This is a genomic window from Marinobacter iranensis (assembly GCF_029207565.1).
Taxonomy (GTDB): Bacteria; Pseudomonadota; Gammaproteobacteria; order Pseudomonadales; family Oleiphilaceae; genus Marinobacter; species Marinobacter iranensis.
In genome coordinates, this window is sequence record NZ_JANCMW010000010.1 from 157,423 (window position 1) to 169,419 (window position 11,997).

The 11,997-nt window shown below is 58.7% G+C and carries 8 protein-coding genes; 6 read left to right on the forward strand and 2 right to left on the reverse strand.

Features of this window, described 5'->3' with window-relative positions; genetic code table 11:
- Positions 1–13 precede the first annotated feature (13 nt).
- Positions 14–1,180, reverse strand: coding sequence for an acyl-CoA dehydrogenase (locus tag NLU14_RS15605; protein ID WP_275708163.1), 1,167 nt, complete (start codon positions 1,178–1,180; stop codon positions 14–16).
- 223 nt (positions 1,181–1,403) lie between these two features.
- Between NLU14_RS15605 and NLU14_RS15610 the strand changes: the two genes are divergently transcribed.
- Positions 1,404–2,762 carry a hypothetical protein gene (locus tag NLU14_RS15610; protein WP_275708165.1) on the forward strand — a complete coding sequence of 453 codons (1,359 nt, stop codon included), beginning with the start codon at positions 1,404–1,406 and terminating at the stop codon, positions 2,760–2,762.
- Positions 2,763–2,783: 21 nt separating this feature from the next.
- On the opposite strand, the gene NLU14_RS15615 is transcribed toward NLU14_RS15610, so the two are convergent.
- On the reverse strand, positions 2,784–3,713 hold the full coding sequence (locus tag NLU14_RS15615; RefSeq protein ID WP_275708167.1) for a 2-hydroxyacid dehydrogenase: 930 nt from the start codon (positions 3,711–3,713) through the stop codon (positions 2,784–2,786).
- A gap of 285 nt (positions 3,714–3,998) precedes the next feature.
- On the opposite strand from NLU14_RS15615, the gene NLU14_RS15620 reads away from it, so the two are divergent.
- The 5 genes from NLU14_RS15620 (at position 3,999) to NLU14_RS15640 (ending at position 11,992) form a co-directional block, all read left to right on the forward strand.
- Positions 3,999–4,826 (forward strand): IclR family transcriptional regulator, encoded by an 828-nt coding sequence (locus NLU14_RS15620; RefSeq protein WP_420845069.1) that lies wholly within the window; start codon positions 3,999–4,001, stop codon positions 4,824–4,826.
- A 275-nt stretch (positions 4,827–5,101) separates the two neighbouring features.
- Positions 5,102–7,195: a 3-hydroxyacyl-CoA dehydrogenase NAD-binding domain-containing protein gene (locus tag NLU14_RS15625; RefSeq protein WP_275708169.1), complete on the forward strand. Its 2,094-nt coding sequence runs from the start codon at positions 5,102–5,104 to the stop codon at positions 7,193–7,195.
- Between the two features lie 262 nt (positions 7,196–7,457).
- Entirely contained in the window at positions 7,458–8,642 is a 1,185-nt protein-coding gene (locus NLU14_RS15630) for an acetyl-CoA C-acyltransferase (RefSeq protein ID WP_275708172.1), read from the forward strand.
- Between the two features lie 175 nt (positions 8,643–8,817).
- On the forward strand, positions 8,818–10,620 hold the full coding sequence (locus NLU14_RS15635) for an acyl-CoA dehydrogenase (protein ID WP_275708174.1): 1,803 nt from the start codon (positions 8,818–8,820) through the stop codon (positions 10,618–10,620).
- Positions 10,621–10,885: 265 nt separating this feature from the next.
- A complete protein-coding gene (locus tag NLU14_RS15640; RefSeq protein ID WP_275708176.1) occupies positions 10,886–11,992 on the forward strand; it encodes a Zn-dependent alcohol dehydrogenase in 1,107 nt (368 codons plus the stop codon).
- The last annotated feature ends 5 nt before the right edge of the window (positions 11,993–11,997 follow it).

An 11,997-nucleotide genomic window follows, 5' to 3' on the forward strand; every position in this document is an offset into this window, starting at 1 on the left:
GAGTACAGCGGAATCAGCTGAAGGCCTGGATGCCGGTCTGGCCACGGCCGAGGATCAGGGCGTGGACATCATGGGTACCTTCGTAGGTATTCACTGCTTCCAGGTTCATCACGTGGCGAATCACATGGTATTCGTCGGAGATACCATTGCCACCATGCATGTCACGGGCAACCCGGGCGATGTCCAGGGCTTTGCCGCAGTTATTGCGCTTGAGAAGGGACACGGAATCCGGGGTGGCAACGCCAGCGTCCATCATGCGGCCAAGCTGGAGTACCGCCTGCAGGCCGATGGTGATTTCAGTCTGCATGTCCACCAGCTTCTTCTGGATCAGTTGGTTGGCAGCCAGGGGCTTGCCAAACTGTTTGCGCTCCAGGGTGTAGTTGCGGGCTGCGTGCCAGCAGAACTCGGCGGCACCCAGGGAACCCCAACTGATGCCGTAGCGGGCCTTGGTCAGGCAGCTCAGCGGGCCTTTCAGGCCTTCCACGTCCAGCTTGTTCTCGTCCGGTACAAACACCTCGTCCATAAAGATGGAGCCGGTCTCGGAGGCGCGCAGTGAGAACTTGCCCTCGATCTTTGGTGTCTCCAGGCCCTTGGCGCCCCGCTCGATCACAAACCCGGTGACCTTGCCGTCTAGCTTGCCCCAGACCACGCACACGTCGGCAATCGGTGAGTTGGTGATCCACATCTTGGAGCCACTCAGCAAGTAGCCGCCGTCGACTTTCTTGGCGCGGGTTTCCATGCCGCCCGGATCAGAGCCATGGTTGGGCTCGGTCAGGCCAAAGCAGCCAACGTATTCGCCGGAGGCCAGTTTCGGCAGGATGCGCTTCTTCAGTGCTTCCTGGCCGTAGCTGAAGATGGGGTACATGACCAGTGACGACTGCACACTCAGGGCGGAGCGGTAGGCGGAGTCCACCCGTTCGACTTCACGGGCGATCAGGCCGTAGCAAACATGGTTCAGGCCGGGACCGCCATATTCTTCCGGCAGGGTGGCGCCGAGCATGCCCAGTTCGCCCATATCAGTGAATATGGAACGGTCGAATTTTTCATGACGGTTCGCTTCGATAATGCCTGGCATCAGGCGCTGGTCGCAGAAGGAGCGGATACTGTCCCGAACCTGGCGCTCGGTTTCATCCAGTTGCTTGTCGAAGTGCAGCAGGTCATCCCAGGGTGCGGAAGCCATGTGTTATCTCCTCAGAAAATTAGTCAGTTGCTCAATCAATCGGATGACAAGCTCCCTATTGTGGTCCTCCACGGACAAGGAAAAAAGAGGCGGGGCTTGTCATGTAATTAATGTTGATATAGTTTCGTATAGCGGAATTAAGTTTTGTATATTGATTGATAAAGACTAATCCGGGCCTTTGTGAAATGCAACTGATACCGTCATCGAAGGGCACGAATCTGTTATGAGCCGTTTTCTGGTTCCTGTCGCAGTGTTACTGGAACTTGTGGCGCTTTGCCTCTCCAGCCCACACCTCAGTGCACTCGCCGGGGTGTTGTTTGTACTTTATTTCGTACGGTCGCTGGGGCGTCTGCAGCCCTATTCACGTTCTCTGTTTCTGATTTCATTGCTGGTGATTGGCTATCTGGGTTTCGTCGGCCAGTTGGGCACCGAAGACCTCATACGGGCCGCTTCCAATGCTGCGTTCTACGCGGCGTTCCTGGGAAGCCTGGGGATGATGCAGTGCCTGGTTCGCCGGCTCGAGGTGCTACAGCGCATACATGATGTGTTGCTGGGCGGCCGCCCGGCGTTGCTGTACCCGAAATACGCCGTGGTGAGCTGTGGCATTGCCTCGGTGCTGAGCTTCGGGATGATGAACCTGCTCTGCGGTACCCTGGCGGATACCCTCCGGCAAAGAGGCATTACCGGTGACTCGCGCGTGCGCTGGTTGCGTAGCGTGCTGATCAGTACATTGCGGGGCTTTGCGCTGGTGCCGTTGGTGGCGCCCACCAGTGTTGCTGTGGCCATTATTGCCCGGGAAGTGCCCACCCTGAGCTGGTCCGGTCTGCTGCCCTACGGCATAGGCAGCGCGGCGCTGCTGGTGCTGGTGGGGTGGATGCTGGAGCACAAGCGTTTCCGCCTGGTCAGCAGTGAGCGGGAGCCGCTGGAAAGCTGGCCCGCCGGAAGTGGGCAGTTATTGCTGCTGGTGTTGATCATCTTCACGTCCATGGGTTTGCTGGTGCAGTTTACAGAGTTGAAGGTATCGGTGGCGGCCATGCTGACAGTGCCGGTGGTGACCTTCCTTTATATGTTCTGGAACGAACGCTCGCCGGTCGCAGTGGCGCGGGAGGCCGCCGACAACATGCTGGGCATGAGCAACGAGATGTCCATCTTTGCCGGTTCGGCCGGGCTGGGCGTGGCACTGGTAACCGTAATTCCTGCGGACGCCCTGGCAGGCATGGCGTCCGGTGAACTGGGCGTGTTTCTGCTGGCGGTTTGTGGATTACTGATGATGCCAATGTTATCGGCGGTGGGGGTTATTCCCATTACCGTGCTGAGTGTGCAGGCGGGATTAATGCCCCAGTTGGTAGCGGAAGGCGTTGATCCGTTACCGATTGCGGTAGCCCTGGTGATCGGCTTCTCCCTGGCTATGATGCTGTCCCCGTTCGGCCCGGCAGTGATGTTGCTGTCACGGTTTGGCCAGGTGTCGCGCTGGGTGGTGGCGTTTGGCTGGAATGGAGTGTTTGTATTGTTCTCGATTCCGTTGTTGCTGCTGATGCTGTGGGGAGTGTTCGTGGTGGCACCGGCCACGGTAGCGGGGTGACCGGCGCGTTATCCTTGTGCGTCAGTAGCCCCGAGTGGTGTCCACAAGGCCGGTAATCGGCTGGCCATTGTGGTGCGCGCGCATCTTGCCGGTGATCTGCTCCAGCGTGGCATCCCGCAGGGTGCGCGCCGAAATGTGTGGCGTGATGGTGATCTCCGGGCGCTGCCAGAAGGGGTGATCGGAGGGCAGTGGCTCCTGGCGGAAAACATCCAGGGAGGCTCGGGCCACATGGCCATCGTCGATCGCTTTTAGCAGGTCGTCCTCCACCAGGTGTTCCCCCCGGCCAACGTTAATCACCACGGCACCGGGGATCAGTTGGCTGAGACGCTGATGGTCAAGGATATCCCGGGTTTCCTCGGTCAGTGGCAGGGTGTTCACCAGAATCCGGGTCGCCTGCAGGAATCCGGGCAGGTTATCGGCCCCGGCAAAGGTCGTGATTCCCTCCAGGTCGTGTTCGCTGCGGGCCCAGCCATTAACCCGGTAATCCAGACCGGCGAGGGTACGTGCCACCCGCTTGCCAATATGGCCAAGGCCCATGACCCCGACCGGCCACTCACTGCGCTTGATCGGACGATGAATTTTCCAGGTACCTTCGCGTTGCTGTTCCCGGTAGGTTTCCATACCCCGACTGGCTTCCACTAGCTGGTGCAGAACATATTCCGCCATCTGAGCGGACATCCCGGCATCTTCCAGGCGCACGATGGGCAATTGGGGCGGCAGGTTGGGAACGGCCAGCAACCCATCAATGCCTGCGCCCAGATTGAATACCGCCTTCAGCTTCTTCTCGCGTTCAAACAGCTCCACCGGTGGTTGCCAGACAATGGCGTAGTCGGCATCCACAGCCGGGCCGTTAGCGTCCCATACGTAAACCTCGGCTTCTGGAAGCAGTTCCTTTATGGGGACGGTCCAGCGTTCTGGCTTGGGATCTCCTGCTACAAATAGAACCTTCATGTGCTCTCCGGGGATTCGTAAGGTGCATTGAATTTCTTTACTATGTTTCGCTTTGCAGAATAATATACCGAAAAATATCCGTAAACCCCGGGTGCCGTGGCTTACTGGTGGAAGAAAACTGAAACATAAAGGAAGAGTGTTTCATATTTGGCACGACTTTTGATAATGGTTTCTGGTACTTGCTATCTGCAGCGATTAAAATACCTCAACTTTTCTTCTATCTGACTACTATCCGGATATCCCCGGCACACCCGATCAGGCGCAGCTGTTGGAGGACGCCAGTTTATGACAAAAGCAGAAACCACTAAACCGGAGCTGATGGTCGCTTCCGGAGATGGTGAACCGGTGAAGCCGGAAAAGGATCGCAAGTTCGTAGAGGCGCTCTCCCGTGGCCTGGATGTTCTCCGGGCGTTCAGCCAGGGCTCGGTCATCCTGGGTAACCAGGATATATCCCGGCTGACCGGCTTGCCAAAGCCGACGGTGTCCCGCATGACCTACACCCTGACCAAACTGGGCTACCTCAGCTACAACGCCCAGTTGGAAAAGTACCAGCTCAGCTCCGGTGTTCTGGCTCTGGGTTATGCCTACGTATCCAATCTCAAGGTGCGCCAGCTGGCCAAGCCCTACATGGACGAGTTTGCCCGCCAGACCAACATGTCCGTGGGTTTGACCTGCCGTGACCGCCTGCACATGATCTATGTGGAGAACCGCCTGCCGCCGGAAGCCTCTCTCCTGCGCATGGACATTGGCCTGAAGCTGCCGATGTCCACGACCTCCGCGGGGCGCGCCTACTACTGCGCCATCAGCGACAAGGGCCGCAAGCTGATTGACGATGCCATGGAGGCAAAATACGGCCCTGAAGTCTGGCCGGAGAAAAAAGAAGGGCTCGATCGCGCGATGGAGGACTTCAAGAAGCATGGCTTCTGTCTGTCCCTGGGCGAATGGGACCGCAACATAAACTCTGCCGGTGTGCCCATCCATCTACAGGATGGCACGATTATGGTGCTGACGTCTGCGGCACCTTCCTATTTGATTTCCGGCGAAAAGCTGCGTGAGTCCATCGCTCACCAGTTGGCAATGCTGGCCAGTGATATTGAATCGCTCGGTGTTTGATCCGACACTGGTGAAGGAGCCGGCGGGGAGGGCGTTCCGAAACACGCTGTAAATACGTCCCTGTACGCTCGGCTCCGCCATCCATGGCTCCGCACGGTTTCGGAACGCCCTCCCCGCCGGCTCCCCCGGCCCTAGAGTAAAAACCCCAGAATTCGTTCTGGGGTTTTTTTATGGCTGCATTTTGATTCATGGTTGAAACTTACCGAGAATTTGTATTAAATCGTTCCTATGTTTCGCTTGTTAAAACTACATTCCATATAAGGCAAGGAGAGATTATGTCTGAGGTCGTAACTTACAACCGGGAAGGCTCCATCGGCGTGATCACCGTGAACTACCCACCGGTGAACGCCCTCAGCCACGGGGTTCGTTCCGGCCTGGTGGCCGCGCTGGAACAGGGCCGGAAAGACGCTGACGCCAAGGTACTGTTGCTGGTGTGCGAAGGCCGCACCTTTATTGCCGGCGCCGATATCCGCGAATTCGGCAAGCCCATGCAGGAACCGGGGCTGCCTTCCGTCGTAGGTCAGTATGAAAACAGTGACAAACCGATTGTGGCCGCCATTCACGGCACTGCCCTCGGTGGTGGACTCGAAACCGCTCTTGGTTGTCATTACCGCGTCGCGCTGAGCAGTGCCAAGGTTGGCCTGCCGGAAGTGAAGCTTGGCCTGTTGCCTGGTGCCGGTGGCACACAGCGCCTGCCGCGCTTGGCCGGTGCTCAAAAGGCGCTGGAAATGATCACCTCCGGCGAGTTTGTTGGCGCCAAAGACGCGCTTGAACTGGGTATTGTTGATGCGGTTGAAGACGGTAGTGATATCAAAGCCGTTGGCCTGGCGTACGCCCGGAAAATTGCCGACGAAGGCAAACCGACCCGTCGTGTTCGCGACCTGACCGACAAGATCGAAGCTGACAAGGGCAGTGACGTATTCGAACAGTTCCGCGCCGGGTTGCAGAAGAAAGCTCGTGGCCTGTTCTCGCCATTCAAGTGCGTGGATGCAGTGGAAGCGGCCTTCAACCTGCCGTTTGAGGAAGGCGTGAAGCGTGAGCGTGAACTGTTTATGGAGTGCATGGAATCCCCGCAGCGCGCCGGGCTGGTTCATGCCTTCTTTGCGGAGCGGGAAGTGTCCAAAGTGAAAGGCCTGCCCAAGGACACGCCGGTTCGTGACATCCGTAAAGTGGGTGTCATCGGCGCTGGCACCATGGGCGGCGGCATTGCCATGAACTTTGCCAACGCCGGCATTCCGGTGACAATTGCCGAGGTAAAACAGGAGGCGTTGGACAAGGGCCTGGCGGTGATTCGCAGAAACTACGAGAACACCGCGAAGAAAGGCCGCATCACCCAGTCTCAGGTTGAAGAACGCATGAGCCTGATCAGCGGCACCCTGACCTATGATGATTTCAGCGATGTGGATCTGGTTATCGAGGCGGTTTTCGAAAGCATGGACCTGAAGAAGAAAATCTTCGGTCAGCTGGACGAAGCCTGTAAGCCGGGTGCGATTCTGGCGTCCAACACCTCTACTCTGAGCATCGATGACATTGCGGCCGCCACCAAACGTCCGCAGGACGTTATTGGCCTGCATTTCTTCAGCCCTGCCAATGTGATGAAGCTGCTGGAAATTGTGCGCGGCGAGAAGACCTCCGACGAGGTTAAGGCCACTGCCATGGCGCTGGCGAAGCAGATCCGCAAGGTGGGGGTCATGGTGGGCAACTGCTATGGCTTCGTGGGTAATCGCATGTTGCACAAGCGCGGCGCCGAGGCCATGGCGCTGGTCAATGAGGGTGCGAGCCCGCAGCAGGTGGACAAGGTGCTGACCGACCTGGGCTTTCCCATGGGGCAGTTTGCCATGTCGGATCTGGCGGGTATCGATATTGGCTACAGTATTCGTCAGGAGCGCCGCAAGGCCGGTGAGGATGTGCCGGCAAGCTGGATGGACAAGCTGGCGGAGCAGGGTCGCCTCGGGCAGAAGACCCAGGCGGGTGTGTACAAATACGAAGAGGGTAACCGCAAGCCGATCCCTGATCCGGAGGTGGACCGGGTTATCGCCGAGTTCCGTAAGGAGCAGGGCATTACGCCTCGTGACATCACTGACCAGGAGATTCTGGAGCGGTGCATGTACGTGATGATCAATGAGGGCGCGAAGATCCTGGAAGAGGGCATTGCCGACCGCTCCCTTGATATCGACATTACCTGGATCTACGGCTATGGCTTCCCGGCCTATCGGGGTGGGCCGATGTTCTGGGCGGATCAGATTGGCCTGGACATTATTCTTGGCACTGTTGAGCAGTTCTACGATGACCTTGGGGGCGAGCAGTGGAAGCCGGCGGGGCTGTTGCAGGAACTGGTCAGTGAGGGGCGTAAGTTTGGGGATCTTTGAAGGTTAGCCTGCTGGCTTTGGGTGGCTGGTCAGGGGGTGGGGTGCCTTTTCTTCTGGGAAAAATAACTCGCTGCGCTCAGACATCTTTTTCCCGGCAGAAAAGGCACCCCACCCCCTGACCGACCTTACTTCGGAGTTTTGACCTCTCGCTCTTGTAGGTCGGATTAGCGAAGCGTAATCCGACAATGCCGTCGAAACCCTCAACTCTGTGTCGGATTACGGCTTCGCCTAATCCGACCTACTGTTTACGAAGGAAATTGTTATGTCTGATGCCGTTATTGTTTCCACCGCCCGTACCGGCCTTGGTAAATCCTACCGTGGTGCGTTGAACAACACTCACAGCGTGGACCTGGCCGGCCACGTTATCCAGCATGCGGTGCAGCGGGCGGGTATTGATCCGTCCATCGTGGAAGACGTCATTCTCGGCGCCACCTTCCACGAAGGCGCCCAGGGCAAGAACATGGCGCGCCTGGCGGCCATCCGCGCCGGGCTGCCGGTGACTACCGCGGGTGTTTCCATCAACCGTTTCTGCAGTTCCGGTTTGCAGGCTATTGCCATGGCGTCCCAGCGTGTGGTTTCGGAGAAGGTGCCGGCCATGGTGGCTGGCGGTGTGGAGTCCATTTCGCTGGTTCAGAACGACAAGCTCAACAGCTTCCACGCCACTAACGATTGGCTGATGAAGAACAAGCCCGAGTTGTACCTGTCGATGATTGAAACCGCCGACATTGTGGCCCAGCGCTATGGGGTCAGCCGTGAGTCCCAGGACGAGTACGCGCTGCTCTCCCAGCAGCGCACCGCCGCCGCGCAGGAGACCGGTAAGTTCGACGACGAAATTGTACCTTACGACGCCACCATGCTGGTGAAGGACAAGGAAACGGGGGAGGTCAGTCAGAAAGATGTCACCCTGACCAGGGATGAGTGCAACCGCCCGAATACCACCCTCGAAGGCCTTCAGGGCCTGGACCCGGTGCGTGGTGAGGGCCAGTTTGTGACAGCGGGTAATGCGTCCCAACTGTCTGACGGTGCGTCCGTGTGCACGGTGATGAACTCCACCTACGCCGAAAAGAACAACATTGAGCCAATGGGCATCTTCCGTGGCTTTGCGGTTGCCGGCTGCGAACCGGACGAAATGGGTATCGGCCCGGTCTTCGCCATTCCACGGCTGTTGGAACGCACCGGTCTGAAAATGGATGACATTGACCTGTGGGAACTGAACGAAGCCTTCGCGTCACAAGTGGTCTACTGCCGCGATCGCCTGGGTATCCCCATGGAAAAATTGAATGTGAACGGCGGTTCTATCTCCGTGGGGCATCCATACGGTGTTACTGGTTCCCGTTTGACAGGGCATGCCTTGATTGAAGGCAAGCGCCGGGGTGCCAAGTACGTTGTCGTCACCATGTGCATCGGTGGTGGCCAGGGGGCCGCTGGCCTGTTTGAAGTGGTTTAACTTGTTGGCCTGCTTGTTTTGGGGCTGGGCCCGAGGCGGGGTGTCTTTTCTTCTGGGAAAAATAACTCGCTTCGCTCAGACATCTTTTTCCCGGCAGACAAGGTACCCCCACCGCAGGACCAGACTCCAGACCGGCAGGCTACCCGTGTTCATTCATGCCAAGGGCAACGAGGCCATGCAACAAAAGATCATCAACACCCAGGACCTGGCGTTCCAGCTGTTCGAGCTCCACGACGTCGAACAGACCCTGGGCTATGAACGCTACGCCGAACACAACCGTGAAACCCTGCAGGCAGCATTGGACCTGTCGCTGAAAGTGGCCGCGGAAGAGTTCGCCCCCCACGCCCGCCTGGTGGACGAAGAAGAACCCACCTTCGAGAACGGTCGCGTGAACATGCGGCCGGAGGTCAAAAAAGCCCTGGACGTTCTGCGGGATACCGGCCTGATGGCCGCAGGTCAGGACTACGAGCGCGGCGGCATGCAGCTTCCCGCTGCCGTGGCCCAGATGTGCGTGGGGATGCTCAAGGGCGCTAATGTGGGCACTCAGGGTTACGCCGGCCTGACCATCGCGGCAGCGAATCTGATCATGACCCAGGGCATTGAACACCAACAGAAGAAATACGCCGAGCCGATGATGGCCGGCCGCTTCTTCGGCACCATGTGTCTGACGGAGCCCCACTCCGGTTCGTCCCTCGGCGACCTGTGCACCCGTGCCGAACCGCAGGACGATGGCAGCTATCGCCTGTTTGGCAACAAGATTTTTATTTCCGCCGGCGACCATGAGTTGAGCGACAACATCATCCACATGGTGCTTGCCCGCTTACCGGACGCCCCCGCCGGGGTGAAAGGTATATCGCTGTTTATCGTGCCCAAGATCCTGGTGAATGACGACGGCAGCCTTGGTGAGCGGAACGACGTCGCGCTGGCAGGCCTGATTCACAAGATGGGGTATCGGGGCACCACTTCCACCATGCTCAACTTTGGTGAGAAAGACGGAGCGGTGGGTTACCTGGTGGGCGAGCCCAATAACGGCCTGGCGGCGATGTTTCACATGATGAATGAAGCTCGCATCGGTGTCGGGCTGGGGGCGGTCATGCTGGGATACACCGGTTATCTGCATGCGCTGGACTACGCCCGCGACCGCAAACAGGGCCGTCCCGTTGGCGAGAAAGACCCGAACTCTCCCCAGGTCCCGCTGATCCGTCACACCGACATCCGCCGCATGTTGCTGATCCAGAAAGCCTACGTGGAAGGGGGCCTGGCCCTGTGCCTGCAGGGCGCTATGCTGGTGGATGAGAAAAAGCACGCAGAAACTGAAGACCAGCGCCAACTCGCCGCCGGCCTGCTCGACCTGCTGACCCCGGTCATCAAATCCTGGCCGTCCCAGTTCTGCCTGGAAGCCAACAGCCTGGCGATCCAGGTACACGGCGGCTATGGCTACACCCGCGAGTATCCCGTTGAGCAGTTCTACCGCGACAACCGCCTGAACCCGATCCACGAAGGTACCCACGGCATCCAGGGCATCGACCTGCTGGGCCGCAAAATCTCCATGGCCGGCGGTAGGTTCTACCAGGAACTGATGGACCGCATCGAAACCACCATCGGCGAGGCCCGTGATATCGAACGGCTGGCACCATGCGCGGACCGTCTGGGCCGGGCCGTGAAATCCATGGCCGCAGCGACAGACGCCATCAACGCCGAAAAAGCCAGCGGCAACCTGGAAAAAGCCCTGGCCAACGCCTCGCTCTACCTCGAAGCCTTTGGCCACACCGTTGTTGGCTGGCTCTGGCTGCGACAGGCCATCAAGGCCATGGCCGGACTGCAAGGAAACAGTGAGCAGCCGGCGGAATTTTACGAGGGCAAGGTGAAGGCCTGTGAGTATTTTGCCAGGTACGAGTTGCCAAAAGTGGTCAGCCTGGCTGAGTTGGTGGGTGCTGTGGATACCACGGTGTTGGGGATGCAGGATGGGGAGTTCTAGTGGGACCTTGTTTGTCGGATTACGCCTTCGGCTAATCCGACCTACGCTGACCTATGATTGCACGGTTTGCCCATGTAGGTCGGATTAGGCGCAGCCGTAATCCGACAAAGCCAACTTTGTCAGACCGGTCGTGGGGTGGGGTACCTTTTCTGGCGGGAAAAAGATGTCTGAGCGCAGCGAGTTATTTTTCCCATAAGAAAAGGTACCCCACCCCGCGGCCAGCCCCCAAACAAGAAAGCTACGTAAAACCGAGGAATCAAACACAATGGACAGAAAAGCAAAGGCCGTCGTCTGCCGCGAATGGGGCCAGCCCGTTCAGGTAGAAACCATCACCGTGGAAGGCCCCAAATGGGACGAAATCACCATCAAGATCGGTGCCTGCGGCGTCTGCCACAGCGACCAGTCCGCAACCACCGGCAAAATCCCATACCCCGCGCCACTGGTCCTCGGCCACGAAGCTGCCGGCGTTGTCATTGAAGTGGGCGAGGGTGTCACCGCCTTCCAGGAAGGCGACCACGTCGTCAGTTCCTTCATCTCCATGTGCGGCAAATGCCGCCAGTGCGTACGCGGCCGCCCGGTACTCTGTGAAAACGCCCGTAAGGCCATGTTTACCCTGCCCGATGGCAGCGTTCGCACCAAAGGTGCGGATGGCGAAGACCTTAACGTCTTCGGTGCCTGCGGCGTGATGGCCGAATACGCCACCCTGCACGTGGACAACTGCGTCAAAGTGGACGAGTCCGTGCCCATGCAGAATGCTGCCCTGGTGGGCTGTGCCGTAATGACCGGTGTTGGCGCCGTATTCAACACCGCGAAGGTCGAACCCGGCTCCCGTACAGCCGTTTTCGGCATTGGCGGCGTGGGCCTGAACGCCATTCAGGGCTGCGTCACCGCCGGCGCGGAAATGATCGTGGCGGTGGACAACAACGACAAGAAGCTGGAAATGGCCAGGGAATTCGGTGCCACTCACACCGTTAACATCAACGAAGTGGAAGACGCCGCCAAGGCCGTAAAGAAGCTCACCGGCGGCGTGGACTACGCCTTCGAATGCGTCGGCGCCGGCCCGGTGGTGGAGCAGGCCTACAAGTGCCTGGGCCGTGGCGGTACCGCCGTAGTGGTGGGTGTTTCCGATCCCAGGGACAAAACGTCGATCACCACCCTGACGCTACCTGCGGACGAGAAAACCCTCAAGGGCAGCTGGTTGGGCTCCGCCCGGCCACAATACGACTTCCCCCGGATTCTGGGGCTTTACAAGGCCGGCAAACTCAAACTCGACGAACTGGTCACCCGCACCTACCCCATTGATGACGCACTCCAGGCATTCGATGATATGTTGGCTGGCAAGAACGCCCGTGGCGTGATTGTGTTCGACTGATTCAG

What these genes read in the sequence shown, in the direction of transcription:
- NLU14_RS15615 (WP_275708167.1), bottom strand. Translation starts at nt 3,713, where the DNA reads ATGAAGGTTCTATTTGTAGCAGGAGATCCCAAGCCAGAACGCTGGACC.
- NLU14_RS15605 (WP_275708163.1), bottom strand. Translation starts at nt 1,180, where the DNA reads ATGGCTTCCGCACCCTGGGATGACCTGCTGCACTTCGACAAGCAACTG.
- NLU14_RS15635 (WP_275708174.1), top strand. Translation starts at nt 8,818, where the DNA reads ATGCAACAAAAGATCATCAACACCCAGGACCTGGCGTTCCAGCTGTTC.
- NLU14_RS15610 (WP_275708165.1), top strand. Translation starts at nt 1,404, where the DNA reads ATGAGCCGTTTTCTGGTTCCTGTCGCAGTGTTACTGGAACTTGTGGCG.
- NLU14_RS15625 (WP_275708169.1), top strand. Translation starts at nt 5,102, where the DNA reads ATGTCTGAGGTCGTAACTTACAACCGGGAAGGCTCCATCGGCGTGATC.
- NLU14_RS15630 (WP_275708172.1), top strand. Translation starts at nt 7,458, where the DNA reads ATGTCTGATGCCGTTATTGTTTCCACCGCCCGTACCGGCCTTGGTAAA.
- NLU14_RS15620 (WP_420845069.1), top strand. Translation starts at nt 3,999, where the DNA reads ATGACAAAAGCAGAAACCACTAAACCGGAGCTGATGGTCGCTTCCGGA.
- NLU14_RS15640 (WP_275708176.1), top strand. Translation starts at nt 10,886, where the DNA reads ATGGACAGAAAAGCAAAGGCCGTCGTCTGCCGCGAATGGGGCCAGCCC.